Source organism: Streptomyces sp. 6N223 (assembly GCF_052246635.1).
GTDB lineage: Bacteria > Actinomycetota > Actinomycetes > Streptomycetales > Streptomycetaceae > Streptomyces.
The window spans coordinates 25,917-52,916 of the sequence record NZ_JBQQCA010000012.1 but is presented as its reverse complement, the minus strand read 5'-3'; the positions used below and the strand labels follow the sequence as shown (position 1 = coordinate 52,916).

28 protein-coding genes are annotated in these 27,000 nt (G+C 72.2%); 21 read left to right on the top strand and 7 right to left on the bottom strand.

The genetic code is table 11. From position 1 onward, the window contains the following. Positions 1 to 98 precede the first annotated feature (98 nt). A complete protein-coding gene (locus ACTWQH_RS10415; protein ID WP_443286137.1) occupies positions 99 to 1,232 on the bottom strand; it encodes a glycoside hydrolase family 5 protein in 1,134 nt (377 codons plus the stop codon). 247 nt (positions 1,233 to 1,479) lie between these two features. On the opposite strand from ACTWQH_RS10415, the gene ACTWQH_RS10410 reads away from it, so the two are divergent. Beyond that, the gene (locus ACTWQH_RS10410; protein ID WP_443286136.1) at positions 1,480 to 2,367 is read left to right on the top strand and encodes an aminoglycoside phosphotransferase family protein; all 888 of its coding nucleotides are present in this window, start codon (positions 1,480 to 1,482) and stop codon (positions 2,365 to 2,367) included. Positions 2,368 to 2,387: 20 nt separating this feature from the next. Here the strand turns inward: ACTWQH_RS10410 and ACTWQH_RS10405 are convergent, their stop codons facing one another. Then, positions 2,388 to 3,032, bottom strand: a complete 645-nt coding sequence (locus ACTWQH_RS10405; protein WP_443286135.1) for a helix-turn-helix domain-containing protein — start codon at positions 3,030 to 3,032, stop codon at positions 2,388 to 2,390. Between the two features lie 127 nt (positions 3,033 to 3,159). On the opposite strand from ACTWQH_RS10405, the gene ACTWQH_RS10400 reads away from it, so the two are divergent. The 12 genes from ACTWQH_RS10400 (at position 3,160) to ACTWQH_RS10345 (ending at position 14,989) form a co-directional block, all read left to right on the top strand. After that, complete coding sequence (locus ACTWQH_RS10400; RefSeq protein ID WP_443286134.1) at positions 3,160 to 3,750, top strand: flavin reductase family protein; 591 nt, start codon at positions 3,160 to 3,162, stop codon at positions 3,748 to 3,750. Further along, a complete protein-coding gene (locus ACTWQH_RS10395; RefSeq protein WP_443286133.1) occupies positions 3,747 to 4,655 on the top strand; it encodes an MBL fold metallo-hydrolase in 909 nt (302 codons plus the stop codon). The genes ACTWQH_RS10400 and ACTWQH_RS10395 overlap by 4 nt, the downstream gene beginning before the upstream one ends. Continuing rightward, positions 4,642 to 5,865 (top strand): amidohydrolase family protein, encoded by a 1,224-nt coding sequence (locus ACTWQH_RS10390; RefSeq protein ID WP_443286132.1) that lies wholly within the window; start codon positions 4,642 to 4,644, stop codon positions 5,863 to 5,865. The genes ACTWQH_RS10395 and ACTWQH_RS10390 overlap by 14 nt, the downstream gene beginning before the upstream one ends. A 181-nt stretch (positions 5,866 to 6,046) precedes the next feature. Continuing rightward, complete coding sequence (locus ACTWQH_RS10385; protein ID WP_443286131.1) at positions 6,047 to 6,829, top strand: ABC transporter ATP-binding protein; 783 nt, start codon at positions 6,047 to 6,049, stop codon at positions 6,827 to 6,829. Further along, complete coding sequence (locus ACTWQH_RS10380; RefSeq protein ID WP_443286130.1) at positions 6,826 to 7,749, top strand: ABC transporter permease; 924 nt, start codon at positions 6,826 to 6,828, stop codon at positions 7,747 to 7,749. Before ACTWQH_RS10385 ends, ACTWQH_RS10380 begins: the two co-directional genes overlap by 4 nt. 173 nt (positions 7,750 to 7,922) lie before the next feature. Continuing rightward, entirely contained in the window at positions 7,923 to 9,110 is a 1,188-nt protein-coding gene (locus ACTWQH_RS10375) for a hypothetical protein (protein WP_443286129.1), read from the top strand. Between the two features lie 128 nt (positions 9,111 to 9,238). Further along, positions 9,239 to 10,660, top strand: a complete 1,422-nt coding sequence (locus tag ACTWQH_RS10370) for an FAD-binding oxidoreductase (protein ID WP_443286128.1) — start codon at positions 9,239 to 9,241, stop codon at positions 10,658 to 10,660. 18 nt (positions 10,661 to 10,678) lie between these two features. Continuing rightward, positions 10,679 to 11,455 (top strand): creatininase family protein, encoded by a 777-nt coding sequence (locus ACTWQH_RS10365; protein ID WP_443286215.1) that lies wholly within the window; start codon positions 10,679 to 10,681, stop codon positions 11,453 to 11,455. Further along, a complete protein-coding gene (locus ACTWQH_RS10360; protein WP_443286127.1) occupies positions 11,452 to 11,886 on the top strand; it encodes a cupin domain-containing protein in 435 nt (144 codons plus the stop codon). The genes ACTWQH_RS10365 and ACTWQH_RS10360 overlap by 4 nt, the downstream gene beginning before the upstream one ends. A 14-nt stretch (positions 11,887 to 11,900) precedes the next feature. Continuing rightward, entirely contained in the window at positions 11,901 to 13,004 is a 1,104-nt protein-coding gene (locus tag ACTWQH_RS10355) for an amidase family protein (protein WP_443286126.1), read from the top strand. Then, on the top strand, positions 12,995 to 13,756 hold the full coding sequence (locus ACTWQH_RS10350; protein ID WP_443286125.1) for a cysteine hydrolase family protein: 762 nt from the start codon (positions 12,995 to 12,997) through the stop codon (positions 13,754 to 13,756). Before ACTWQH_RS10355 ends, ACTWQH_RS10350 begins: the two co-directional genes overlap by 10 nt. Positions 13,757 to 13,999: 243 nt before the next feature. Further along, complete coding sequence (locus tag ACTWQH_RS10345) at positions 14,000 to 14,989, top strand: hypothetical protein (protein ID WP_443286124.1); 990 nt, start codon at positions 14,000 to 14,002, stop codon at positions 14,987 to 14,989. 53 nt (positions 14,990 to 15,042) lie between these two features. Here ACTWQH_RS10345 and ACTWQH_RS10340 read toward each other — a convergent pair whose 3' ends face one another. The 5 genes from ACTWQH_RS10340 to ACTWQH_RS10320 form a co-directional block, all read right to left on the bottom strand. Next, a complete protein-coding gene (locus ACTWQH_RS10340) occupies positions 15,043 to 16,719 on the bottom strand; it encodes a flavin monoamine oxidase family protein (RefSeq protein ID WP_443286123.1) in 1,677 nt (558 codons plus the stop codon). Between the two features lie 163 nt (positions 16,720 to 16,882). Beyond that, positions 16,883 to 18,499, bottom strand: coding sequence for an ABC transporter substrate-binding protein (locus ACTWQH_RS10335; protein WP_443286122.1), 1,617 nt, complete (start codon positions 18,497 to 18,499; stop codon positions 16,883 to 16,885). A gap of 100 nt (positions 18,500 to 18,599) precedes the next feature. Next, complete coding sequence (locus tag ACTWQH_RS10330; protein WP_443286121.1) at positions 18,600 to 19,874, bottom strand: cytochrome P450 family protein; 1,275 nt, start codon at positions 19,872 to 19,874, stop codon at positions 18,600 to 18,602. 181 nt (positions 19,875 to 20,055) lie between these two features. Next, positions 20,056 to 21,084: a chitinase gene (locus ACTWQH_RS10325; protein WP_443286120.1), complete on the bottom strand. Its 1,029-nt coding sequence runs from the start codon at positions 21,082 to 21,084 to the stop codon at positions 20,056 to 20,058. Positions 21,085 to 21,245: 161 nt separating this feature from the next. Further along, on the bottom strand, positions 21,246 to 21,689 hold the full coding sequence (locus ACTWQH_RS10320; protein WP_443286119.1) for a hypothetical protein: 444 nt from the start codon (positions 21,687 to 21,689) through the stop codon (positions 21,246 to 21,248). A gap of 19 nt (positions 21,690 to 21,708) precedes the next feature. Here ACTWQH_RS10320 and ACTWQH_RS10315 point away from each other — a divergent pair, with 19 nt between their 5' ends. From ACTWQH_RS10315 to ACTWQH_RS10280, 8 genes are all read left to right on the top strand, one after another. After that, entirely contained in the window at positions 21,709 to 21,876 is a 168-nt protein-coding gene (locus tag ACTWQH_RS10315) for a hypothetical protein (protein WP_443286118.1), read from the top strand. Positions 21,877 to 21,927: 51 nt separating this feature from the next. Next, positions 21,928 to 22,215, top strand: coding sequence for a hypothetical protein (locus ACTWQH_RS10310; protein ID WP_443286117.1), 288 nt, complete (start codon positions 21,928 to 21,930; stop codon positions 22,213 to 22,215). A 291-nt stretch (positions 22,216 to 22,506) separates the two neighbouring features. After that, positions 22,507 to 23,328 (top strand): hypothetical protein, encoded by an 822-nt coding sequence (locus ACTWQH_RS10305; RefSeq protein WP_443286116.1) that lies wholly within the window; start codon positions 22,507 to 22,509, stop codon positions 23,326 to 23,328. After that, entirely contained in the window at positions 23,325 to 24,392 is a 1,068-nt protein-coding gene (locus tag ACTWQH_RS10300; protein WP_443286115.1) for a serine/threonine protein phosphatase, read from the top strand. The genes ACTWQH_RS10305 and ACTWQH_RS10300 overlap by 4 nt, the downstream gene beginning before the upstream one ends. Before the next feature lie 13 nt (positions 24,393 to 24,405). Next, on the top strand, positions 24,406 to 25,515 hold the full coding sequence (locus ACTWQH_RS10295) for a protein kinase domain-containing protein (RefSeq protein WP_443286114.1): 1,110 nt from the start codon (positions 24,406 to 24,408) through the stop codon (positions 25,513 to 25,515). Positions 25,516 to 25,540: 25 nt separating this feature from the next. Next, positions 25,541 to 26,251, top strand: coding sequence for a vWA domain-containing protein (locus tag ACTWQH_RS10290; protein WP_443286113.1), 711 nt, complete (start codon positions 25,541 to 25,543; stop codon positions 26,249 to 26,251). Beyond that, positions 26,248 to 26,733: a hypothetical protein gene (locus ACTWQH_RS10285; RefSeq protein ID WP_443286112.1), complete on the top strand. Its 486-nt coding sequence runs from the start codon at positions 26,248 to 26,250 to the stop codon at positions 26,731 to 26,733. Before ACTWQH_RS10290 ends, ACTWQH_RS10285 begins: the two co-directional genes overlap by 4 nt. Continuing rightward, complete coding sequence (locus ACTWQH_RS10280; RefSeq protein WP_443286111.1) at positions 26,730 to 26,984, top strand: zinc finger protein; 255 nt, start codon at positions 26,730 to 26,732, stop codon at positions 26,982 to 26,984. The genes ACTWQH_RS10285 and ACTWQH_RS10280 overlap by 4 nt, the downstream gene beginning before the upstream one ends. Positions 26,985 to 27,000 lie beyond the last annotated feature (16 nt).

Here is a 27,000-nt window from a genome sequence, read left to right as displayed (position 1 = left end):
TTCAGACCAGCCCGCCGGCCGCCCCCAGTGGCTGAGGAGCGGCATCGACCTCGCCGAGGGCCGGGCCGTGGCCGCCCAGCCCTCGGGCATGGGCGTTGCTAGGGGTTCTGCTCGATGATGTGTGCCTTGACCGCCTCGCCGTAGGTGCTGGTCGGGGTGCCGTCCCAGTCCTCGATCAGGACGTTGCCGCCGCTGCAGCCCCACGGGTTCCAGGTCCACGCCGTGTAGCCGACGCCGTTGGCGTCCGCCCACTCCATCACCTGGTCCACGTAGTCGTGCGCGCACGTGTCCTGGCCGAACTCGCCGACCTGCACCGGCACCTCCGCCGCGACGGCGCCGATCTGGTCGTCCCAGCAGGAGGGCGTGACGCAGGCGTTGAAGTTGTACGAGTGCCAGGAGGCCACCAGGTTCTCCAGCGGGTCGTCCGGCGCGTAGTCCAGCCACTGGGTGAGGTTGTTGGTCCACTCCAGGCCGCCGACCATGAGCACGTTGGTGGCGCCGGTGTCGCGGACCGCGTCGACCAGGTCCTGCATCCCGGCGACCTCGTATTCGATGCCGGCGCAGGTGCCGCCGTCGCGCAGGCAGGTCCACGCCGCCGCCACATCCGACCAGTTGTTGGCGGCGTCCGGGTAGGGCTCGTTGAACAGGTCGAAGATGACGGCGTCGTTGCCCTTGAACGCCGTGGCCACCTCGCTCCAGAACTGGGGCGAGGTCGCCATGTTCGGCATCGGCTTCTGGCAGGTGGCCGCCACGTCGGGGCAGGCGGCGGACTCCCCCTCATCCTTGCCCCGGGTCCAGTGCAGGTCGAGGATCACGTTGATGCCGTTGGAGACGAGCAGGTCCGCGTAGTCCTGGACCGCCTTCTGGTATTCGGCGGGCGTGGGACCGCCCGCGGGCACGCCCGCGGTGCCCAGCCAGCACTCCTCGTTCAGCGGCACCCGGACCGTGTTGACGTGCCAGGTCTTCATCGCGTCGACGGCCGCCTGGTCCACCGGGCCGTCGAAGATCTCCTTGCCCTGGACGCAGCCGAACTCGCCGCCCGAGCGGTTGACCCCCAGCGGCCGGAAGGTGTCGCCGGACTCGGTCACCAGTTGGTTGCCCGACACCTGCAACGCCGGCGCCGCCGCCTGTGCCGGGGCCGGATCGGCACCGGCCGACGGCGCCCCCACCGCCCAGCCCACCAGCAACGCCGCAGCCGAGCCGATGCCCAGCAGGGATTTTCGAAGTTTCATCGCATCTCTCCTCATGCTGACAGGGGACATGACGTGGATGCGCCGCGGGATGCGCTGGCGGGCACACTGCTCTCATTAACCGGTTAAGTCAACAACGGCTTTCGGCCATCGTCAGTGTCACCGGGCCGATGCAGCCGCCGCAGCCGTGAACTCCCTGGGCTGCTAGCGGCGTTGGCGAAAACCGATGGACAGGGCGCCCGCAGGGGTTGTGTGCTGGTCGCCCCGCCCGTCGACGAGTGGAGAGAGCTTGGCTCGCCCCGCGATCGATGCCGCGCTGGTCAGGCGGCTGGTCGACACGCAGTTCCCCCAGTGGGCGGGGCTGCCCCTGACGCCGGTCGAGCGGGCCGGCCTGGACCACGAGATCTACCGGCTGGGCGAGGAGCTGTCCGTGCGGCTGCCCCGCCACGCCGGGGCGATCCGGCAGGCGCGCAAGGAGCTCAGGTGGCTGCCCCGGATCGCCCCTCACCTGCCGCTGGCCATCCCGGTGCCGGTGGCGGTGGGCGAGCCGGCCTTCGGCTACCCCTGGCCGTGGGCGGTGGCCCGCTGGCTGGACGGCGAGGTGGCGACCGTGGAGGCGCTGGCCGACTCGGCCGAGGCCGCCGCCGAGCTGGCGGGCTTCCTCGCCGCCCTCCAGCGCTTCCCCGCCGAGGGCCTCGCCGCCGACGAGCTCGCCGCCGACCTGACCGGCGCGCCGCTGGCCGACCGCGACGCCGCGACCCGCGCGGCCATCGCCGAGACCGGCGGCCTCTTCGGCGCCGCGGCCATGACCGAGCTGTGGGAGGCGGCGTTGAACGCCCCGGACTGGCACCGGCCCCCGGTCTGGTTCCACGGCGACTTCCACACCGGCAACCTCCTCACCACCGGCGGACGCCTGAGCGCCGTCATCGACTTCGGCGGCCTCGGCGTCGGCGACCCCGCCTGCGACCTGACCATCGCCTACACCCTCATGTCGGCCCGGACGCGGGCGGTCTTCCGCGCCGAGCTCGCCGCGCTCGGCGTGGACGACGCCACCTGGCTGCGCGGCCGGGGCTGGTCGCTGGCCACCGGCCTCAACGCCTACACCTCCCACGCCGCCGTCAACCCCCGCATCGCCGCGCAGACCTGCCGGCAGATCACCCAGGCGCTGGACGGCTAGTCAGTCGCCGCAGTCGTACCTCAGTGGCGGGGCGAGCCGTCGGGGCCGAAGGTCGGCTGGACGGCCAGTATCCGGACATCGTCGCTCTCGCCGTCGGCCAGGGCGCGCCAGCGGTGGGGGGTGCCGCCGAGGTAGCTGATGCTGTCGCCGGGGCGGAGCTGGTGGAGTTCGCGGCCGTCGGGGGTCTGGAGATCGACCTCGACCTCGCCCTTGAGTATGTAGAGGAACTCGTCGCCGGGGTGGTCGTAGTAGTCGCCGTAGGACGTACGCAGCCCGCGGAACTCGACGGGGTGGACGCGGAGATGGGGCGTGCCGAGGACGCGGGCGGTGCCGACGCCGTTGGGCATGGGCGTGCCCTCGTCGGCGCGGACGACGCGGACGGCGCCGCGGCGTTGGTCGGGCTCGGCGGGGACGGAGGTGGCCAGCAGGCTCTGCTGGGTCGTCCCCAGGGCCAGGGCGATGCGGTGCAGGGATCGCATGCTGGGGCGGGTCAGGCCGCGTTCGAGCTGGCTGAGGAAGGGGTGGGAGAGGTCGGACAGCTTGGCGAGCTGGACGAGCGTGAGCCCGTTCTCCTTGCGCAACCGGCGGATGGCCGCGCCGAGTTCGGCACGCTGGGCGCCGTCCGTCTCGGCCGCGGAGTCCGTCTCGCCGCGTGGGGCAGGCATGCAAGCGATCCTAAGGGTCACGAGCGACGAGCAAGACGTGTAACTCCCGTGAAACACCCGGGCCATGGACTCCCCGTACGCTCAATGTTGATAAGATGAACATTGTACCCAGTCCCCGGGAGCCCACATGCTATCGGCCGCCACCGGCAGCACGACTACCCGCACCTCGGACGACGGCGACGACGCGCCTGACGAGGACTTCGCTGAGGACTTCGACGAGGACTTCCTCGACGCGATGGCGGCGCTGGCGGGCGGCGTCTGCGTGGTGACCACGGCCGGACCCGGCGGGCGGCCCGCGGGGTTCACCTCCACCGCCGTGATGAGCCTGAGCCGTTCGCCGCGGCTGGTGGCCGTCGCCGTCGACGAACGCAGCCGGACGCTGCCGCTCCTGCTGGGCACCGGTCGTTTTGCGCTGAATTTGCTCCACGCGGCCGGCGAGGGGATATCTCGCCGCTTCGCGGACAAGACCAATCGGGAGGAGCGTTTCAACGGGTTGGAGGGCGTGGCGTGGACGATGGAAAGCCCCGCGCTGCCCCTCCTGATGGGGCACAGCTCATACGTGCTCACCTGCCGGGTGACGAAGGAGATATCCGCCGGGGACCACCGGCTGCTCGTGGCCGCGATCGAGCGGATCCTGCCCGGAGCGGGCGGGCCGGGCGCCCTGGTCCACCTCGGCCGCCGCTACCACGCCCTCGACGCGCTGGACGACGCCGCATGACCGGAGCACGGCCGGGCTGGTTCTCGGTGCGGGAGGCCGGACCCGGCGTATATCTGATCGCCGAACCCGGGCATGTCAACAGCTACCTCGTCGTTGGTGAAGACGTGGCTCTGCTCTATGACACTGGCATGGGCATCCGGAATATCGGCGACGAGGTGCAGGCCCTCACCTCTCTCCCCCTCCTCGTCGTCAATTCCCACCACCACTACGACCATCGTGGCGGCAACGCCTCCCTCCTCGGCCTGGCCAAGGAGTTCGCCGCCCACGCCGACGGCGCCGAGCTGCACGCCGCGCCCGCGCCCCGCGAGTGGCTCGAGGCGTACGCGCACGCCGCCCACGTCATGCGGCGCCGCTACGAGGGCCTGTGCGCCCTCGACACCCACCACGGCTTCCACCTCACCGACTCTCGCGTCGAGGTACGCCCGGTGCCCGAGCTGGCCGACTGGCGCATCGAGGCGGTCCGGCCGACCCGGCTGCTGCGCGAGGGCGACACGCTCGACCTGGGCGGGCGGCGCCTTCAGGTGCTGCACACGCCCGGCCACTCGCCCGACGGCATCTGCCTGTGGGAGGCGGACACCGGCCTGCTCCTGGCCGGGGACACCCTCATCTCGGGCACCTTCTTCGCGCACGTGCCCGGCGCGGACGTGACCGCCTTCGCCGACTCCACCGCCCGGCTGGCCGAACTCCCCGTCACCACCGCGCTGCTCGGCCACAACCTGCGCCACCGCGAGAGCCGCGGCTTCGTCGCCGACGTGGCGGCGGCGTTCGCGGCGGTGCGCGACGGGCGGACGAGTCCGGTGCGGGCCACCGACATGTTCGGCGAGGCGGCGCTGCGTCACGACTTCGACGGCTTCGCCGTGCTGACGCCGCCGACCCCCCTGGAGGACGCGGATGCTGCTGCGTAACGCCCGGCTGCCCGACGGGTCCGTGCGGGACCTGCTGCTGTGCGACGACCACGGGCTGGTGCGCGAGGTGGCGCCGCCCGGCGAGCTGCCGCCCGGACCGGGGGCGAGCGACGGCATGGACGAGACGGTCGGCATGGACCTGGCCGGCTTCCTGCTGCTGCCCGCGCCCGCCGAGCCGCACGCCCACCTCGACAAGGCGCTGACCTGGGACCTCGTCGGCGCACCGCCCGGCGACCTGCGCGCAGCCGTCGACGCCTGGGGGGCGTTCTCGGAGCGCGTGACGGAGGAGGACGTGGCCCGCCGCGCCCGCCGGGCGCTGGACGAGCTGACGATGAACGGGGTCACCGCCGTCCGCACGCACGCCAACCTCCTCCCCGGGGATGACCCGTTGCGCGGCTTGCGGGCGCTGCTGCGGCTGCGTGACGACGAGGCGGTGCGGCGCCGGGTCGAGTTGCAGATCGTGCTGCTGCACGGGGAGGCGCCCGAGGAGCTGCTGCGCGAGGCGCTGCGGATGGGCGTCGACGTGCTGGGCGGCTGCCCGCACCTGGCCTCGGACCCGGCGGCCGCCGTCGACCAGGCGCTGCGGCTGGCCGGGGAGTTCGGCGTTCCGCTCGACCTGCACGCCGACGAGAACCTCGATCCCCGGTCCCGGGACCTGAAGCTGCTCGCCGACCGGCTGCGGGAACGCCCGCGGCCCGGCGTGACCGCGAGCCACTGCGTGAGCCTCGGCGTGGTGCCGGACGCCGAGGCGGCGGCGCTGGCCAAGGAGGTGGCGGCGGCGGGCATCGCCGTCGTGACGCTGCCGCTGACGAACCTCTTCCTCCAGGGCCGGGACCACCCGGCGCCGGTGCCGCGCGGCCTGACCGCCGTCCGTGCCCTGCTGGACGCGGGCGTCACGCTGGCGGCGGGCGGCGACAACGTGCGCGACCCGTTCAACCCCGTGGGCCGCTTCGACGGCCTGGAGACGGCCGGACTGATGGTGGCGGCCGGTCACCTGACGCCGGACGAGGCGCTGCACGCGGTGACCAACGCCGCCCGCGCCGTGCTGGGCCTGCCCGAGGCGGGGCCGTGGGCGGGGGCGGTGGCCGACCTGCTCGCGGTGCGCGCCGACTCGGTCTCCGAGGCGCTCGGTCAGGGCGCGGCGGAGCGCGTGGTGTTCAAGGCCGGCCGGATCGTGAGCCGGACCCGAGTTGTACGCGAACTGCTGTGACCAGGTGGAGAATTGTGACGGGAGTCGTGAACAGACACCGACCCGACATCGACGGGAAACAATTAGTGTTCAGGCTATCAACATCTGCCGTAAGAGCGGCACTAGACCCCATAGCCGTCATACCTGCCGCCGCCGAGCCGGCGCGGCCGGTGGGTGAGTGAGCGAGAGGAGGGAGCGGAAGATGACCGTCACCACGGCCGGGACAACCCAGCCCCAGAACCGGACCGCTCAGACCGCACTGCGCTTTGACGGTGTCTACAAGCAGTTCCCGAACGGCACGACCGCCCTCGCGGACGTCAACCTCACCGTGTCCGCCGGCGAGTTCGTCGCCGTCGTGGGCCCCTCGGGCTGCGGCAAGTCGACGCTGCTGCGGCTGGCCTCCGGCCTGGACCAGCCGACCGGCGGCAGCGTCGCGGTCGGCGGCGCCTCGCTGGGGTACGTCTTCCAGGACGCCACCCTGCTGCCCTGGCGCCGCGTCCTGGCCAACGTCGAGCTCCCGGCCGAGCTGGCGGGCGTTCGCAGGTCCGAACGCCGGGCCCGCGCCAAGGAGGCGCTGAAGCTGGTCGGCCTGGAGGGCGCCGAGAAGCAGCTGCCGCGCCAGCTCTCCGGCGGCATGAAGATGCGCGTCTCCCTCGCCCGGGCGCTGATGACGCAGCCCGACGTCTTCCTCTTCGACGAGCCGTTCGGCGCGCTCGACGAGATCACCCGGATGCGGCTGCAGGAGGAGTTGCAGCGCATCCTCAGCGAGCGGCGTTTCGCCGGGCTGTTCATCACCCACTCCGTGATCGAGGCGACCTTCCTCGCCAGCCGGGTGGTCGTGATGTCGCCCCGCCCCGGCCGCATCATCGGCACCTTCGAGGTGCCCTTCCCGCACCCGCGCCCGGCGGAGCTGCGCTACGACCCCGACTTCGCGAAGATCGCCGGCGAGGTGTCCGCCGCGCTGCGAGGAGGAGCCGCCACGTGACCACGCAGCAGCAACGGCCCGTCGACTCGCCGCCCACGGCGGACGCGGGCACCGGCTCGGCCGCCGACCCCAGCCCCAGGACGCTCCCGCTCGCGACCGGGTCGGGGCGCCACGCCCACGCCGGCGGGCGGGGCCGGCAGCGGCTGATCTCGCTCATCGCGCCGGTCGCCTCGGCCGTCGTGGGGATCGGGATCTGGTATTTCGTCAGCTACGTGATGCTGGAGGAGGACCGCCAGTTCCTGGTGCCGCCGCCCCACGAGGTGCTCAACACCGCGTTCCTCGACTGGGAGCACCTGGAGCCGATGCTGGAGGCGCTGGCGCTCACCGCCCGCGTCGCCCTCATCGGGCTGCTGATCGCGGCGACGCTCGGCATCACGATCGCGGTGCTGATGAGCAGGGCCCGGTGGCTGGAACGTTCCATCTACCCCTACGCCGTCATCCTGCAGACCGTGCCGATCCTCGCCATCGTGCCGCTGATCGGCATGTGGTGGGGCTTCGGCTACACCAGCCGGACCGTGGTCTGCGTGATCATCGCGCTCTTCCCGATGATCGCCAACACCCTCTTCGGCCTTCAGTCCGTGGACGCCGCCCACCACGACCTGTTCACGCTGAACCGGGCCGGCAGATGGGCCCGGCTGTTCAAGCTGGAGATGCCCGCCGCGCTGCCGTCCATATTCACCGGGCTGCGCACCTCCGCGGGGCTGTCGGTGATCGGCGCGATCGTCGGCGACATGTTCTTCAAGCAGGGCGAACCGGGCATCGGCACCCTGCTGGACGTCTACCGGGCCCGGCTGCAATCGGAGGATCTGTACGCCGCGATCATCCTCGCCTCGCTCTTCGGCGTGGCGGTCTTCGCGCTCTTCTCGCTTATCAACAGGCTGGCAGTGGGCTCTTGGCACGGATCCGGGGCGGAACGTTAATCTGTTCGCGCCTCACAAGGCACTCGCACCTCCTGCACGACCCGCACACATCCGTACACACCGCCAGGTATCGCGACACACATGCATAATCCGAGCGCCACCGAACGGTCTGTACGTACTGCCCTCAAAGGGCGCCTTCGCGCGCCCCTAGCCACCCGTCCAGGAAGTCCGTCATGCCCTTTATCAGCAAACAGCTCACCAGGCGCAGGCGCGTCTCGGCGACGCTCCTTTCCTCCGTATTCGTCCTCAGCCTGGCCACCGCCTGCGGCGACGACGAGGAGTCCGGCAACGCCGAGGAGGAGCTCCGCGCCGCCACCGGCGAGCAGGACCTGAGCGGCGCCTGCCCCAACACGGTCGTCGTCCAGGCCGACTGGGAGCCCGAGATCGAGCACGGCCCGATCTACAACCTCGTCGGGCCGGGATACACCGTCGACTCCAACCAGAAGCGGGTCACCGGCCCTCTGGTCATCGATGGCGTGGACACCGGAGTGGACATCGAGGTGCGCGCCGGCGGCGGCGCCATCGGCTACCAGAACATCCCCTCGCAGATGTATCTGGAGCAGGACATCATGCTGGGCATGGTCTCCACGGACGGCGCGATGAACGCCGCCGCCGACCGCCCCGTCACGGCCGTCTTCTCGCTGATGGACGTCAGCCCGCAGATGCTGATGTGGGACCCCGAGACCCACCCGGACTGGGACGGGATCGGGGACATCGGCCGGACGGACGAGAAGGTCGTCTACGTCTCCGGCAGCTCGTACGCGCCCCTGCTCGTCGACGAGGGCCTGGTCAAGGAGAGCCAGCTCGACGCGAGCTACGACGGCTCCCCCTCGCGCTTCGTCGCCGACCCCAGCATCGCGCAGCAGGGCTACGCCACCGCCGAGCCGTACATCTACGAGAACGAGGTCAGCGCCTGGGGCAAGCCCGTCGAGTACCAGCTGCTGGCCGACGTGGGCTACAACATCTACCCGCAGTCGCTGTCCGTCCGCAGCGACGAGCTGGCGCGGAACACCCCCTGCCTGGAGAAGCTGGTGCCGATCCTCCAGCAGTCCTCCGTCGAGTTCGCCGCCGACCCGCAGCCGGCCATCGACCTCGTCGCCGAGATCGTCACCGAGTACAACACCGGCTGGGTATACACCGAGGAGACCGGGGAATTCGGCGCCCAGCAGATGGTGGACCTGGGAATCCTCGCCAACAGCGCCGAGGGCTCGATCGGCAGCTTCGACATGGGACGGGTCGACGACGCGCGCGAGAGGTTCACGCCGATCGTGACCGACTCCGGCGCCGAGCTGCCCGACGACCTGACCGCGGAGGACCTGGCCACCAACGAGTTCATCGACCCGAAGATCGCCCTGCCCTGAGCACCGCCGCGCGGGGCAGAAACGAAGAGCCCACGCCCGCGCCCGCGCGGGCGTGGGCGGTAAGGATGCCGTGAGTGCCGTGAGCCCAGTGAGTGCAGTGATCGTCCATGGCTGTTGACCGCAGATCCGTGACCCTGTCCGCCAGCGAGATCCGCCGGCTCACCGAGCTCGTCGCCGACGAGCGGCTGAAGCCGCTGATGCCCGGCACCGGCACCACGCCGCCCGGCGACACCCCCGCCACCCCCGGCATCGAGGAGTTCTGCGCCGACGCCGCCGGCCTCCTCGGTCCCGAGGCGGTGATCCGGGAGGCCGCGGCCCTGGACAAGGCGTCGCGTGACTGGGCCCACATGTCACCGATCCTCGCCGCCAAGGCCGCCCGGCTCCCCGCCGGGCGCGCCGAGGTGGTGGTCCGCCCCACCCGCCACGAGCAGGTCCCCGGCGTCGTGGCGCTGGCCCACCGCCACCGCATCCCGCTGACCCCGCGCGGCAAGGGCACCGGCAACTACGGCCAGGCCATCCCGCTCGCCGGCGGCGCCGTGCTCGACCTCGCCGGCTGCAACCGCATCCTCGACGCCGGCGAGGGCTGGATCAGGGCCGAGGCGGGCGCCAAGATGTCCGACCTGGAGGCCCACGCCCGCACCATCGGGCAGGAGCTGTGGATGTTCCCCTCCACCTTCGGCACCAGCCTCGGCGGCTTCCTCTCGGGCGGCAACGGCGGCACCGGCTCCCTGGTGCACGGCACCAACGCGGACGGCTTCGTCCAGGAGCTGACCGTGGTGCCGTGCACCGCCGACGCCACGGCGTTCACGGTGCGCGGCGCCGACGCGCTGCCGTACATCCACGCCTACGGCACCACCGGCATCAACACCACCGCCACCGTCAGCCTCCAGGACGCCCGCGCCTGGACGGGCCTGTTCGCCGCCTTCGACCCCGCCCGCTGGACGGCGGCGACGGACGCCCTCAGCTCCTTCGTACGCCTCGAACCCGCCCCCCGCCTCGTCTCGCTCGACGAGCCGGCCCTGGTCGGGACCTTCGCCCCCGACCCCACCGCCCTGGACCCGGCGAGCATCAGCCTGCGCGCCATCGTCGAGGAGCAGGCCGTGGCGGACGCCCGCACCCTCGTCGAACGCCACGGCGGGCGCGTGCTGGAGATCCGCCCCGCCCCCGAGGGCCCGGGCCTGATCTCCTCCCTCTCCTTCAACCACCCCACCTACCACCTGATGAAGGCCAAGGAGGGCTACTTCCACCTGGAGATCGGCGGCGAGGTGCTGCGGGGCGACCCGGCCGCGATCAAGGCGGTCTACCCCGGCACCATCCTCCACCTGGAGGGCATGCGCACCGGGCCCGTCGGGATGCTCATGGCGCTGTTCGAGGACGAGGCCACCGTCTACGACGGCATCGAGTCGCTGGAGGCGCTCGGCGTGCGCGTCCACGACGTGCACAACTGGTACGTCGACCGCCGCGTCGACCTGGTGCGCGCGACCGCCCGCACCACCGACCCGCTGGGCCTGCTCAACCCTGGCAAGCTGCTCTTCCCGCACAACGCCTGAAGGGTCCGCGTGCACGCCATGCCCCTCACCCGCTTCGCCGACCTGTCCGCGCCGGCGGTCGCCGCCCTCCCCGCCGACACGCTGGCCGTCCTCCCCGTCGGCTCCCTCGAACAGCACGGCCCCCACCTGCCGGTCGCCACCGACTACCTCATCGCCAACGCCGTCGCCGAGGGCGGCGCCCGCCTGGCCGCCGACTCCTGCCCCGTGACCCTCCTCCCGCCGCTGGCCTACACCAAGTCCAACGAACACGCCTGGTCCCCCGGCACCCTGTGGCTGTCGGCCACGACCCTGCTGGCCGTCCTGGACGACATCGGCCGCTCCCTGGCCACCAGCGGCGTGCGCCGCCTGGCGTTCCTCAACGGCCACGGCGGCAACAGCGCCCTCCTCGGCGTCGCCATCCGCGAACTCCGCGTCAACTACGGCCTGTTCACCTTCCTGCTGCACGCCTCCCTCCCCGCCGACCAGGGTGGCGCCTCGCCGCCGGCCGAGCTGGGCATGGGCATCCACGCGGGCCTGAACGAGACCTCCGCCATGCTCCACCTCCACCCCGAGCTGGTGGACATGTCGCAGGCCCGGCGTTCCGTCCCCGAGCACCTGGCCTCCTACGACCACGTGGGCTTCGGCAAGCCCGTCCCCTTCGGCTGGACCAGCGACGACCTCTCCGGCAACGGCGTCATCGGGGACCCCACGGGCGCCACCCCGGAGCTGGGCGCGCAGCTCATCGACGCCGCCATCACCCGCACGGCCGCCGCCCTGCGCGAATGCGCCCGCTTCGACCCCAAGGAGCCCCGGTGACGGCCCCGCCCCTGCACAAGCCCCTGCGCACCCTCACTCCCCACCACATCACGGCGGGCGACACCGTCAAGCTCGCCGTCCTGACCGGCCCCGCCGACGGCTCCCCCACCACCGTCGTCTTCGAGATCTGGGAGCCCGGCGGCTCCCAGCCCCTCAACTGGCACGACACCGCCGTCGAGACCTTCGTCGTCCTCTCCGGCCACGGCCGCGCCGCCAGCGACGAGCACACCCGCGACCTCGCCCCCGGCGACGTCCTCGTCCTCCCCCGTGGCTCCCGCCACCGCATCACCAACGCCTCCACCACCGAACGCCTCTACACCCTCACGATCATGTCCCCCGACGAGGGCTTCGCCGCCCTCATCGAACGCGGCCCCGCCACGACCTTCGACGCCGACGACCTCGCCGTCCTGCGTACCGCCGCCCTCGCATGAGCAGCGTCTGGCGCGTGACGGGAACACCCCTGGCGGCCGGGGCATCCTCGGGCCCTCTCGCACGGACCCGCCTCGCGGTCAAGGACCTCTTCGCCGTCGCCGGCCACCCCATCGGCGCCGGCAACCCGGCGTTCCTGGCCGAGGCCACTCCCGAACCCCGCCACGCCGCCGCCGTGCAACGCCTGCTGGACGCCGGGGCGGATGCGGTCGGCATCGCCCACACCGACGAGTTCGCCTTCTCCCTCGCCGGAGCCAACGCCCACTACGGCATCCCGCCCAACCCCGCCGCCCCCGGCCGCATCACCGGCGGCTCCAGCAGCGGCCCGGCGTCGGCCGTCGCCTCGCGCGAGGCCGACCTGGGCCTCGGCACCGACACGGCGGGCTCGATCCGCGTCCCCGCCTCCTACTGCGGCCTGTACGGCTGGCGCCCCACCCACGGCACGATCCCGTCCGAGGGCCTGCTCCCCCTGGCCCCCTCCTTCGACACTCCCGGCCTTCTCACCCGCGACCCGGGACTCCTCCGCACCGCCGCCCGCCTCTTCGCCGATCCCGGCGCACCCGCGATCCACACACTGGTGTCGTCCCCGACGCTCACCGCCCTCGCCACCCCCGCCACCCGGTCCCTCTTCCCCACCCACGCCCCCGCCGCGCTCGACCTCTCCGGCCTGGACTCCTGGCTGGCGGCCTTCCGCACCGTCCAGGCCGCCGAAGCCTGGCGGGCCCACGGCCGCTGGCTGGATGCCCACCCGGACTCGGTCTCCCCCGACATCGCCGCCCGCTTCGCCTTCGGCCGCTCCGTCACCCCCGACGCCCTGGCCGCCGCCGCCCGCACCCTCGCCACGGCCCGTGAGGTGCTCGTGGCCGCCCTCCCGCCCGGCACGGCCCTGATCCTCCCCGCCGCCAGCGGCCCGGCCCCGAAGGTGGACGCTTCCGCCGCCGAGGTTGAATCCATCCGCGCCGCGACCCTCCGCCTCACCCACCTCGCCTCCCTCGCGGGCCTGCCCGCCGTCGTCGCCCCCGCCCTCCGCGTGGACGGCCTCCCCGTCGGCGTCTGCGCCATCGCCGCCCCCGGCTCCGACCTCCCCCTCCTCGACCTGCTGGAGGATCTGTGCCCCTGATCGGCCCGAACGCCCGCAACGCCTGGACCGCCACCCCCGACGACGCCATCAGCCTGGTCCGCCCGCCCCGCCCCAGCCGCCCGGTCACGGTCCCCGCCCTCCCCCAGCGGGTCACCCTCGACCTCGCCGCCACGGCGTTGATCGTCGTCGACATGCAGAACGACTTCTGCGCCCCCGACGGCTGGCTCGCCTCCATCGGCGTCGACGTCACCCCGGCCCGCGCCCCCATCCCCGTGCTCGACGCCCTCCTCCCGCCCCTCCGCGCCGCGGGCGTCCCGGTCATCTGGCTCAACTGGGGCAACCGCCCCGACCGCGCCAACCTCCCGCCCGGCGTCCTCCACGTCTACGACCCCGACGGCACCGGCGGCGGCATCGGCGACCCCCTCACCACCGGCGCCCCGGGCCGGGTCCTCGAACGCGACAGCCCCTCCGCCGCGATCGTCCCCGAGCTGACCCCCGCGCCCGAGGACCTGCACGTCGCCAAGTACCGCATAAGCGGCTTCTACGACACGGAGCTGGACAGCGTCCTGCGCAACCTCCGCGCCGACACCCTCCTCCTCGCGGGCGTCAACGCCGACCAGTGCGTCCTGGCGACCCTGATGGACGCCGCCAACCTCGGCTACGACGTGCTGATGCTGGAGGACGCCGTCGCCACGACCTCGCCCTCGTACTGCATGGACGCCACGGTCTACAACGTGCGCCAGTGCTTCGGCTTCACGCTGATGGCCAAGGATCTGACGGCGGCTCTGTAAGGGACACCACGCTCTCCGCCGACGCCAACGAAGCGCGCGAGGTCGAGATGACCGTGCCGGACGACCAGGCCCAGCAGCGGAGGCTGGAGGCCGGCTTCCTGCTGCGCCGAGAGGACGGCGGGGAGAGCATCGGGGGGCCTGGCACGCCGACTGCTGTTCGGCGGAGCTGCCGGACGGGTTCCGCACCGCGCAGATCGGGCAGCCCGCCGACGGCTGGGAGATCGACGGCTACGCCCGCACCAGGTGGCAGCGGGCTATCGGCACTACATCGGCGTCGCCAACCAGGACGGCGCCTTCTACACCGGGCTGACGCACCACACCACGCAGGACGAACTGGCACAGGTCACCGTCCGGCAGGGTGAGTCGATGGACTCCCCCCGCTTCGGCTGGCTGCGCATGGAGTCCTCGCTGCTGGGCGGCTCCGCCCAGTGGAGCCTCAGCCTGCCGCGCGTCAGCCAGGTCTTCGTGCCGGCGGCGGGCGGCAGCTGGGCGCCGCAGTGCATCCGCTCGGGCGACTACCCCGAGGGCGACGTCACGTACGCCGAGCCGCCTCGGGCGTACGAAGCGGGCGAGAGGTACGAGATCACCTGCAACACCGGGGTGTACGGGCCGATGATCGGCGAGGGCGACGGCCTCGTCCGGGACGGCGACACCATCTCCGGCACCGTCAACCTGTTCGCCGACGGCGCCGGCCACCACGGCGAGGGGGAGCTGTACTACGGAGCCGACAGCACCACCCTCTACCGCGACGGCGAGGAGTACGCCACCGCCGACGGCATCATCGACGAGAGCACGTTCGAGGTCCCGGCAGGCATCGCCGACTACGAGCTGGTCACCACGGCCCGCCGCGGCGGCGTGGCGGCCGATGTCAGCACCGAGGTCACCGCCTCCTACACGTTCACCTCCGCCCGCACCGACGAGCGGACCCCGCTGCCCGCCTCCGCGATCCGCTTCACCCCGGACCTGGCGTTGGACAGCACCGCGCCGGCCGGCGAGACCATGACCGTGCCGGTCACCGTCCAGGGCTCGGCGGCCGGTGGCCCTCCCGGCTCGCTCACCGTCTCCGTCTCCACGGACGGCGGCGAGACGTGTCTGGAGGTGCCGGTCGAGAACGGCGCCATCCAGGTCACCAACCCGGCGGCCGGCGGCACCGTCTCGTTCAGGGCCGAGGCCGTCGACGCCGACGGCAACACCACGACCCAGACCATCATCGACGCCTATCGCACCAGGTGAGACTCGCGGGCGCGGGCGCGGGCGCGCGGCGCGGCCCACCGTGAGATGGCCTGTCAGGGCCGGCCCGGTCCGAAGGCGCGGCCCTGCGTGAGGGACTTGACGTCCGGCACGCGCACCACCTGCGGCACGACCGTGGGCTGCGTGCCGTCGAGCTGGCCGAGGACCCACTCGACGGACATCATCGCGCCCTCCTGCCAGCCGGGGAGGGAGGACACCTGGTCGCCCAGGACGTGGAACGCGCCGTCCGGCTGGAGGAGGCGCCGGTACATCTCGGTGTCCTTGGCGTTGCCGACCGCCCAGTCCGCCCAGCCGCCGAGCTGGTAGGGGACCTTGTGCCAGGCGATGGAGACGCCCAGGGCCAGCGGGACGGCGGCGTCCGTCCAGCTGCCGGGGTGGAGCTGCCGGGCGCCCTCCCGGGCGAGCTCCAGGCGGTCCTCCCAGCTCATCTCGCCCATGGCCAGCGCGTCGTCGTCGTAGTTGTACGCGCCGGTGAGGGTGCCCTTGCCGTCCTCGCGCTGGTAGTCGTTCGACGGGTACCACACCTGGGTGATCGGGTGCTCGGTGTAGCTGATGCCGCCGTAGATCTGCTCCTCGTTCGACTCCCAGAAGCGCCGGTTGGCCTGCGAGCCGACCTTGCAGGTCGGGGCGAAGCGGACGTGGTCGATGGCCTCCAGGTACGGGTCGGAGAAGCCGACCAGTTCGACCGACTCGCTCAGCACCGGCAGCGGGATGGAGCTGAGGCAGTAGTCGGCCGGCTCTCCCTCCTCGGGGCCGCCCTCCCAGTGGACGCGGACGCCGTCGCGGAGCAGCTCGACGCGCGTCACCGGGGAGTCCAGCAGGATGGGCTGTTCCCCCGGGACGGCCGTGTCCTCGATGGCCCGGACGAGCGCCCGCACGATGTGGTCCATGCCGTCGACCGGCTGGAACATCGTCGGCTGCCACAGATACTCCTGTGGCTGGTAGAAGTGGGTGGCTTCCCAGTACCGGGACGCCAGCAGCCGGTCGACATCCAGCGGGGGCGCGGGCTCGGGGTCCTCCCAGGGGTCGTAGATGGACAGCGGGCCCTTGTATCCGGCGCGGGTGGAGCCCCGGTAGCGGTAGTTCTCGTCCAGGTCGCCGAAGGCGCGCAGCAGATCGCACAGCGCGCGCCGCTCCGCATCCAGGGGCGGCAGGCCGTTGTCCAGCAGCGACCGGGCCAGGCGTTCGGCGATGTAGCCGCGGGTGTCGTGGGTCACGCGGCGATTGACCACGAAGGATTCCTCGAAGCCCCGGTCGGTGTGGAGGCGGTTGGCCGCCGTCTCCATCACGTACACCTCAAGCGGGACGTCGAGTTCGCGGCAGTAATCCAGCACGCGGCGGTGGTGGTGGGGAATGCGGCCGGGACCGAGGTTGATATACAGCCCCTCGTCGATCGGGCACAGGTGCTCCCACGTCACGTCCCCGTGCCGCTCCCGGATGATCGAGCCGTTGCGGGCGGTGAAGCTGCGCCCGCCGGGCCGCTCCTGCGCCTCGATGACGCGGCAGGCGGCGCCGGCCTTCAGCAGCTCGTACGCCGCGGTGAGGCCGCCGACCCCGGCCCCCAGCACCAGCACCGTCCTGTCCCGCACCGCCCGCGCGGCGACGCCCACCGGCCCCCGGTACGCCACCGCGTGCGGGCCGGCCATTCCCGTCATGGCCCGGTACAGGCCGGTGGTCGGCGACGCCGTCATCGCGGCCGGCATCGATTGCATGGCGATCTGCCCCCTGTTTTCCCTCGCCGTTGAGTGATATTGAGAAACTTCCAGAAAATCGGCCGAGGGAAACTCGAAGGAGCCCGAAGAAGAACAGATGTGGTGCAGGAAATAACATCCGAAAATAACACCGAGAATGAGAGCGACGGGCCGCTGATCCGCGCTACATCCCTTCGGCCGCCGCCTGGCTGATGTCCGCCGCGGCCCGGGAGGCGGTGGTGGCTCCGGTGAGCAGTTGCACGACGTTCTGTCCGATGCGCTCGTTCAGGTCACCGCGGCCGAGCTGGTCCCAGCTGAGGAGGAAGCCGGTCGCCTCGGAGACCGTCTCGGCGGGCTCCCGGAGCGGGCCCTCGGGAACCTGGTCGACTGAGTCGCGGAGCACGGGAAGCGTGTTGCCGAGGTCCAGCAGGGCGGCCTGCTGTGCCCGTCCCGCGAGGAAGAGCACGAAGTCCGCCGCCTCGGGTGGGGCGTCGCTCCCGGCGGCGAATCCGGAGCAGTCGCCCAGCGCCTCGGTGGCCGCCCCCGCCTCGCCGTCGACCGTGGGGAACGGGAAGAACCCGATCTCGTCCATGTTCGATCCGGCGAACGTCTCGTAGATCGCGGGTGCCCACTGGCCCGTCAGCTCCATGGCGGCCGCGCCGGTGCCGACCTGTGCCTGCTGCTCCGCCCACGTGGCGCTTTCGAAGCCCGGCGCGAACGCGTCCCGTCCGGCGAGCTCCTGGAGCAGTTCGCCGGCCCGGACGAACTCGGGGGCGGAGAAGTCCCCGGCGTTCAGCGCCGACTCAAGGGCGTCCGGGCCCGCCGCCCGCAGGGCCAGGTAGGTCCAGTAGGAGGAGCAGGTCCAGGGGTCGGCCCCGGACAGCGACACGGGCGTGGTACCGGCGCCGCGCAGCGTCTGGACCGCGTCGAGGAACTCCGCCCAGGTCGCGGGCGGCGCCACGCCGGCCTCGTCGAACAGCCGCCGGTTGTACCAGAAGCCGACGACCCCGGACTGGGTGGGGATGCCGTAGAGGCGGTCCTCGAAGCGGAAGGTGTCGAGCAGCGGCGGCAGGAAGTCACCGGCCACCGGGGTCGCCGCCTCGGTCAGGTCGGCGAGCAGGCCGTCGGCCGCGTGCCGGGTCAGCATGCCGCGCCAGGTGAGGAAGACGTCCGGGGCTTCGCCGGCCACGATGGCCGTGCTCAGCCGTGGCTCGTAATCCGTGGGCTGGACGACGGAGGGCTCGACGGTCACCCAGGGGTGGGCCTCCTCGAAATCCGCGGCCCACTGGTCGTAGACGGCGGATTCCTCCGTGGTCACCCCCGTGTGCCACCACGTCAGCGTCACCGGCACGGGCGTCGTCGGGTCGTCGGTCACCTCGTCGCCGCTGCCGGACGGGCGCCGACTCGCGTCGGGCCCGTCATCGCCGCCGTTTCCGTCTCCGCCGTCGTCGCCCGACAGGAACAGCCGTGCCCCCAGGGCCGCCAGCCCGGCGGCGCCCGCGACCGCCGCCGCCCCGAGGAGCACGTTGCGGCGGTTCGCGCCGCCCGGGCGGCCGGGCGGCATCGGTGGTGGCGGTGGTGGCGGTGGCGGCACGCTGCCGTAAGGCGGGCCGCCGCCGTACGGGGAGTGCTGCGCGTAAGGCGACGGCGGCACGGCCCCGTACGCGGGCGGCGCGGGCGGCGGGGACGGCGGCATCGGGGGTGGGGGTGGAGGCGGGGACGCCGGGGCGGGGCCGGGAGTGGGCTCGGGCTCCGGCGGGGTGCCCTCCTGCCGTGGATCTCTCGGCCCCATCTCCTGCATCGCGCTTCCTCCCCCATGGACCCGACGCGCTCCCACCGTACGGCCGTTGGCGCCGCTCGGTGCGCAGATATTCGCACACCTGGCGGCACCCGGCGAGCCCTCAGCCCCGACGCAGGTGCACCGGAACGGCGCGCGGGCTGTGCAGCGTGGGGTTCGGGAAGTACGTGATGTCGGCCGGGTCGACGGCCAGGCGGAGGCCGGGGAAGCGGTCGAAGAGGGCCGGGAGGGCGATCCTGGCCTCCAGGCGGGCCAGCGTCGCGCCGAGGCACAGATGCGCGCCGTGACCGAACGCCACGTGGCCGATGTCGGTGCGCGTGATGTCGAAGACGTCCGCGCCCTCGCCGTAGCGGTCGGGATCCAGGTTGGCGGCGGCGAAGTTCGGGACGATGGGCTCGCCCTTGCGGATCACCGGGGCGCCGGGGATGCCGGGAAGGCCGGGAACGCCGGGTACGCCGCGGAGCTCGATGTCCTCCGTGGCGTAGCGGAGCGGCATGATCGTGACCGAGGGCGACCAGCGCAGGGTCTCCTCGACGGCGCTGTCCCAGCCGACGCGGCCGTCGCGGAGCATGGCGAGCTGGTCGGGGTGGGTGAGCAGCGCGATCGTGGCGTTGTCGATGAGCGACTCCGTCGTCTCGAACCCGGCGCCGATGAGGAGGATCAGCGTTCCGATGAGCTCGTCGTCGCTGAGGCGGGAGCCGTCCTCGTCCCTCGTGCTGATCAGGAAGCTGACCATGTCGTCACCGGGTTCGGCGCGCTTGCGCTCGACCAGTCCGGCCATGACCTGGGGGAGTTCGCGGGCCACGGCGATGGCCTGCGCCGGGTCTTCGGGCGAGGCGACGAAGCGTTCGAACACGTCGGCCATGACGGGCCGCAGGTCGTCGGGAATGCCCAGCAGCGCGCTGATGACGCGCATCGGCACCTGGTGGGCGAAGGCGAGGCGCAGGTCGACCGGTTCGCCAGGGGGCGTGGCGGCCATGGCGTCGAGCAGGTGGGTGACGATGCGTTCGACGTCGGGTGCGAGGGCCTGGATGCGGCGGCGGGTGAACGCCGGGGCGGCCAGGCGGCGGAGCCGGTTGTGGTCGGCGCCGTAGGAGTTGAACATGTTCTGGACGCCCATGAAGGGGAACATCCAGGCCGACTCCTGCGGCACGTCGTCCGGCCAGTCGGGCCAGTGCCGCCACGGATCGCGGGAGACCCGGTCGTCGGTCAGCAATTCCTTGAGCAGGGACTGGCTGGTGATGAGCCAGGCGAATATGCCACCGGGGAGTTCGACCGAGACTATCGGGCCGCGCCGGCGAAGCAGAGCCGCTTCGCCGTAGATGTCGCTACCTGCGGGATCAATGGGGTGAGCGGGAATTAACTCCATGGATTCCATGGGCTGTTCATGCCCCGCCACGGGCGAGCCGAAGCGAGGCAAGAACTCCCGCCAGGGAAAGGCCGAATTCTGCCTTCGGCCCGATTCCCTCTTATCTCCTATCTCTTTTCTCTTCTCCCTTCTCTCTGTGCTATCTGTTTTCTTTTCTGTCGCGGCAACACCGCCCGTTACGGCACCCGGCTTACGGCAGCGCGTCCACGTGCGGGCCGACGACGCTCGACCAGGCGTTGCCGGAGTGCGCGTCCCAGTTCACCGACCACGTCATGGCGCCGCGCAGGTCGGGATAGGTCTGGTCCGGCACGAACTGGCCGCAGCCGGTGCCGCGCGTCAGGCAGTCGAGCGCGGCGGTCACGACGGCGGGCTCCACGTACCCGGACCCGGCGGCGCCGGGCGAGGCCGGGACGCCGATGCCGACCTGGGAGGGCGCCAGGCCGTTCTCCAGCTGGATGCAGGCCAGCGCGGTGAGGAAGTCCACGCTGCCAGCGGCGTAGACCTGTCCGTCGCAGCCGACCATGGAGCCGCTGTTGTAGTACTGCATGTTGACCACGGTGAGGAAGTCCCGTGTGTTCAGGGCTAGTTGGAAGTACTCGGTGCTGGTGCTCTGCATGTCGAGCGTCTGCGGCGCCATCGTGTACACCAGGTCGTCCCCGGCCGTGGCGTGGATCGTCTCCATGGCCTGGGTGAGATAGGTGGCGTTGATGCCCGCCTCGAGGTCGATGTCGATGCCGTCGAAGCCGAACTCGTCCATCAGGGCCAGGGCGCTGCCCGCGAACGCCTCGGCCGAGGCCGCGTCGTTGACCGCGACCGTGCCGTTGGCACCGCCGACGGAGAGGATCACCGAGACGCCCTCGGCCTGCTTGGCGGCGATGTCGTCCTTGAACTCCTGCTCGGAGGCGTATCCGATGGCCGGGTCGAGGGCGAAGTCGATCGCGCCGGGCGTGGCGGTGGACTCGGCGAACGAGACGGCGATGATGTCGTAGGCGTCGGAGACCTCGCCCAGCTTCTGGACGACGGAGCCGTTGTCGAAGTTGTGCCAGTACCCGGTGAGGGCGTGACGCGGCACGGCGGTGGGCGCGTTGTCCGCGTCGGCCGTGCCGGCGACGACCGTCAGCCCGGCCACGGCCGCCGCGGCGGCGGCCACCGCGACCGTGCGGACGGGGACTGTGTCCCGGAACCGGACCCGGGCGTGCGTCGATGAGGTGCTGTCCACGTCGCCTCCATGGTGTGGGGGTGGGGGAGTTGGAGGAGAGGAACGGTGGCCACCGTCGAGGTATGTCGAGGTATGAATGTGGTCCAGACCAATAGGTCTGTCAATGGGTTGAACCACTGCCGGTTGCGGACAGGAACCCGGCCGGCCCCCACCGCGGTTGCTCACGTGAGCAGCGCCTGCTCGTCGGTCTTGACACCGTTCTCGTACACCGTCACGAGGTCGTTGGAGATGGTGACGGCGAAGAGGCCGAAGTGGCTGTCGCCGCAGTCGTAGGCGCCGATGCCCCACTGCGCGGAGGTGACCACGGGCTCCCCGCCGTCGTCGAACTCGATGACGCAGGTGGGGGAACGGGATCCGGAATCGTCATCGGCGGACGCCGTCGGCCGGCAGACCGTGATCCGCATCTCGGCCGTCCGGTACGTCTCCGCGAGCGACAACGCCTTGCCCTCGCCCACGTCGATCAGTGACGCGATCCGGTCGGGGCACGCCGAGGACGCGGCCGGGGAGGCGTCGGCGGCGGTGGACTCGCGGTCGCCTCCGCCGTCGTCGCCGCCGGAGGCGAGGAAGTTGACGAGGGCGACGACACCCAGGATCAACGCTCCCACCAGCGCGAGGATGATCACGATGCCGATGCAGCCAAGCACCGTGTCGGTGCCGCTGCGCGGCGTGGGGTCGGAGGGTCTGGGGCGGGCCGGCGTCCGCGTCGGTGTCGGCGTCGGCGTCGGCGTCGGCCTGGGGGTGGTGGGGCGGGTGCGCGAGGCGGTGATGTCGGTGCGCCTCGGCGGCGTGTAGGACCAGGGCTCGCGCGGCTCGCGGAGTATGGCCAGGAGTTCGTCGACCGTGATGACGGTGCCGCAGCCGTCGCAGACGAAGTCGTCGGGGGCGTTGCGCTCGCCGCAGGCGCCGCACGTCCACGCCTTGCCCGGTCTGCCCAGGGGCCGGCTGGCAGCGGACGCGCTCGACCTCCTCGGTGGCGGGGACTTGCGCGTCGTCGCGGGCTTCGGCGTGGGTGAGGGAGCCGGCCTGGGCTTGGGCTTTGGCGAGCCGCAGACCGAACACGCCGATGCGTCCACCTCGTTGTACGTGTCGCACTCGTCGCACCGCCACGTCCGGCCCGTGCCCGTCATGTGAGCAGCTCCTGCTCCTCGACCTGCTGGGTGTCCTCACGGATCGTCACCACGCCGTCGTCGTGGACGTGGGAGTACTCCACCACGGACCCGATGGTCGCAGACGCGGCGTGGCGCGGCCGGGGTGTGTCACAGGCCAGGCAGCTCCCCTCCCCGACGTCGTCGTACGTGTCGCACTCGCGACACCGCCACGTCCGGCCCGCCATACCTGGATTCCACCTCAACTCCTGCGGGACCCCTCCCTGCCGCGCGCTGATAACCCAGAATGGACAGCGAGGCAGGGAGGGTACAGGGGATGGCGACGGATGCGCTGACGTACGACCCCGTGGTCGACGGTCAGCCGTTGCCCCGGGTGCGTCTCCTCAGCCCGTTGCGGCCGCCGCCGCCCGGCAGGGCGCTGGTGCTGGTGCCCGACGCCGGGCCCGCGCTGACGATCCGTCCCGGCGAGCACGTGCCCGACGCGCGCTACGGCGTATACCAGGGCATGTTCATGGTGGACACGACCGAACACCGGCTCGTCTTCACGCTGCGGCTGGCCAGCCGCGACCCGTCCACCTCGTTCCACTGCCGCGTCGAGCTGATGAGCCAGGTGACGGACCCGGCCGACGTGGTGGCGCGCGGCATCCGCGACATGGCCGCCGCCTGGTACGGGCCCGTCCGCGAGCGGCTGCGGGGGGTGGCGAGGGGGTACGGCGTCGCGCGGCACCACGAGGCGGAGGAGGCGCTCAACGCCGAGCTGCGGGAGGTGCGCGGCGACTCGACGGTGCGGCTGAGGGGCGTTCAGGTGGAGCTGCTGGCAGAGGGCGGCAGCGAACCCCTCCGTGGCGCGGCGGCGCCGCGCCGCAGCCGGGTGCGCGGCGCCGCGTCCAAGGCGGCGGCGGCCCCGGAGCCCACCCCCACCGTTCCGCCCATACCGAGCACCCCGCCCCCGTCCCCACCGGAGTCCCCACCGGAGACTCCGCCCCCGCCCGAGCCTCACGTGGTGGTGGGCGAGGTGGTGGCCCGCAAGGAGGAGCCGTTGCCGAGGGAACGCCGGGTCAGCCGCGTCCGGGGCACCGGCGCCAAGCGCCCCAAGCCAGGCGGCGGCACCGGCGGCGAGGGGGCGGCGGCGTCATGACCCAGCCGACCACGCCCCAGCCGTCCACGCCGCAGCCGGGCGGCCACCAGACCTGGTCCGGCGCGGCGCCCCGCCTCCAGGCCATGACCGTGTGGACCGAACGCCGCCCCGGCCACGGCGAGGACGCCGAGCCGCTGGCCGCCTATCACCTTCCCACCCGCGACGGCCTCCTCGCCGTCTTCGACGGCTCCGGCGGCTCCGGCGCCGCCCCCGCCTGGCGCGGCCACAGCAACGCCTGGGCCGGGGCCCGCGCGGCCCGCCTGGCCGCCGAGTGCTGGTTCCAGTCCCTCGTGACCGGCGCCGCCCCTCAGCCGAAGGACACGCCGAAGGACGCTCCGGAGGAGCTGCGCGGCTGGCTGCGGCGCGTGCTCGCCGCCGTGCCCCGCGACTCCCGCGTGCGCCGCAGCAAACTCACCGGCACCATGCGCCGCGCGCTCCCGACCACCATGGCCGCCATCCACTACCACCTGGCCGAGGACTCGGTCCGCACGCGGGCGTTGTGGGCCGGCGACTCGCGGGCGTACGTCCTCCTCCCGGGTACCGGCGGCGGCCTCCGGCGCCTCACCCGAGACGACACCGTCGAGGACGACGCCCTGGCCCAGCTCCGGCAGGACCCGCCCATGACGAACGTCATCTGCGCCGGCCGCGACTTCACCGTGAACGCCCACCAGCCGGACCGGCCGTTCCCCCTGCCCTGCGTGCTGCTGGCCGCCACGGACGGCTTCTTCGGCTACGTGCACACACCCGCCCACTTCGAACGCCTCCTGCTTCAGACGCTGTGGAGCGCGGGCAGCATGGCGGAGTGGGCCAAGCACCTGCGGGAGCGGGTGCAACCCATCACCGCCGACGATGCGTCGCTGTCACTGGTGGCGCTGGGCTTCGACGACGACGACTTCGGGGCTCTGCACGCGGCCTTCGCCGAGCGGCGCGACCAGCTCACCGACCCGTACTGGGACGCACCGCTGGGCCGGGGCGAGGACGCGCTGCGCCGCTGGCAGGACGAGACCTGGAACGCCTACCGAACCAGCTACGAGTTGCTGATGCCACCGGAGGTGGCCGAGTGAAGCAGGTGGCCGAGTGAAGCAGGGTGACGTGATCGGCGGCTACCGGATCGTCTCCGAGCCGACCAACGCCGACGGCGGCAAGTGCATGTGGGCGTTCGCCGAGAAGGACGGCAGGCAGTACTTCCTCAAGCGCTTCCTGGAGCCCAAACGCCCGCGCGAGGGCGGCGGCGGCAGCGCGGCCAGCCGGCGCATACGCACGGAGATCTGCGAGGACTTCGAGGAACGCCACCGCACGATCATGAAGCTGCTGCGGCCCGACGCCAGCGGCGGCGGCAACCTGGTCCTGGCCGTCGACTTCTTCCACGAGGGCAGCACGTACTACAAGGTGACCGAGCGGATCGACACCACCAGCCTGGAGGAGCCGCAGGCCCTCAGCCCGGCGTCGAAGTCGGTGCTGCTGAAGACGCTCGGCTCCAGCCTGCGGATGCTGCACGACATCGACATCGTCCACGGCGACCTCAAGCCCGCCAACGTGCTGGTGCAGAAGCGGGAAGGCGCCAAGTTCCACGTCGCCAAGCTCATCGACTTCGACGACTCCTACCTCGCCGGCGACCCGCCGGGCCGGGACGAGATCGCGGGCGACTCGCTCTACGGCGCGCCGGAGTGGCGGCGTTACGTGCAGGGCGACGAGGCTGTGGAGGGCGCGCAGCTCTCGGCGGCGGTGGACGTCTTCGCGCTGGGCCTGATGACCCACCTCTACCTGACGGGCTCGCTGCCCGGGTACGACGCCCGCTTCGGCTCGCCCGCCGACGCCGTCAACGCCGGCGAGCCGCTGGCCATCGACGAGCACCTCGCCACGCCGGTGCAGGAGCTGATCGCGGCGATGACCGCGCGGGATCCGGCCGTCCGCCCGACGGTCGCCGCCTTCCTGGAGCGGATCGGCCCCGAGGTGTGCGTCCTGCACGCCGCACCCCAGCCGACGCCGCTCCCGCCACGGCGTGTGAGCCGCGTGCGCCCGGCCCGCCTGCCCGGCGGATCCCCGGCCCGGCCGCCGGCGGCAGAGGGCACGGAGACCACGGAGACCACGGGGTCTGCCGAGACCCCCGAGGCCGAGACGCCGACCCCACCGAAGAAGTCCCGGGTCAAGATCAACCTCGGCGGCCGCACACCCCGCAAGCCGTAGGCCCAATTGAGGAGTGAGTCAGCGCATGAGCGCCAACATCGAGAAGTACCAGGGCAATCTGCAGTACGCCGTGGACATCGTCATGTGCATCGACGCCACCGGCAGCATGAACCCCGTGATCGGCACGGTGAAGGAGAGCGCCCTCCAGTTCCACCAGCGGCTCAACGAGGTCATGGCCCGCAAGGGCAAGGAGATCAGCCAGCTGCGCGTCCGCGTCATCGCCTTCCGCGACTTCGGCGACGACCCCTCCGACGCGATCGAGATGACGGGCTTCCTGCGGCTGCCCGAGCAGGCGGCGGAGTTCGAGCGCTTCGTGCGCGGCCTGCTCGCCACCGGCGGCGGCGACGTGCCCGAGTCGGGCCTGGAGGCGTTGGCCCTGGCGGTCAACTCCCCCTGGGAGAAGGGCCTGGACCGGCGCCGCCACGTCATCGTGATGTTCACGGACGCGCCCGCGCACCCGCTGGGCACGGTGGGCACCTCGGCGCAGAACTACCCCAGGGACATCCCGCGCTCCATGGACGACCTCTTCGAGCAGTGGGGCTACGCCCGCAGCCAGACCGCCGTGATGGAGCAGTCGGCGAAGCGGCTGGTGCTGTTCGCGCCGGAGGAGGAGCCCTGGCAGGAGGCGATCGGCGAGGAGTGGGACCTGACCCTGCACTTCCCTTCGAAGGCCGGTGAGGGTCTGGAGGAGTTCGAGATGGACGAGATCATCGAGACGATCGCAAACAGCCTGTGACGGACCTTCAGGGCGAGGGCTTCTGGCTGAGCGTCGCCGAGGATCAGATGGTCTTCCACGTGGAGGCCTCGGGCGACGTCCAGTTCGGCGACGGCAGCCGGGTCACGCTGTCCGGGGGCTACATCCCGCTCGCGCTGCCGGCGTCGTGCTGCGAGTCGCTGGCGGCCGGCCCGCTGGAGGGCGGGGGTGCGGCGCTGACGTTCCAGTTCCGCCTCCCGACCACGAAGCTCGGGATCAGGGTCACGGTCGGCAACGCCGACCTGGGACGGGCCGAGATCTTCGTGGGACGGTTGCGGCGTGCCTACCCCGGGATGGGTTTCGTCGACCTGTTCCGGCAGCCCCCGCCGGCGCCGGCTCCTGCGCCGCCGGCTCCCGCGCCGGACCCGCGTGTCCGGGAGGACTGGGTCAGCGCGCCCGTCTCCCAGGAGACGTTCGACCTCTACAGCGCGGTGATGGCGCGCCTGATCAGCACGGACGCGTGAGCGCGGGCCCGGCCCCGACGTGGCGGTGCTCGGCGTGCGACACGTACAACGACGCCGGGGCGCGGGCGTGCGCGGTCTGCGAGACGCCGAGACCGGACGCGGCACCCGCACCCGCACCCGCGTCCACCATCGGCTCGGACGACGAGTACCCCCTTCCGTGGGGCGCCAACTTCCTCCTGGGCTGCGGCTGCCTGCTGCTCGCGGCCGTCGTCGCCCTCATCACCCTCGTCGTCCTGCTGATCCTCAACTGAGCGTCCGGCGCGGCGC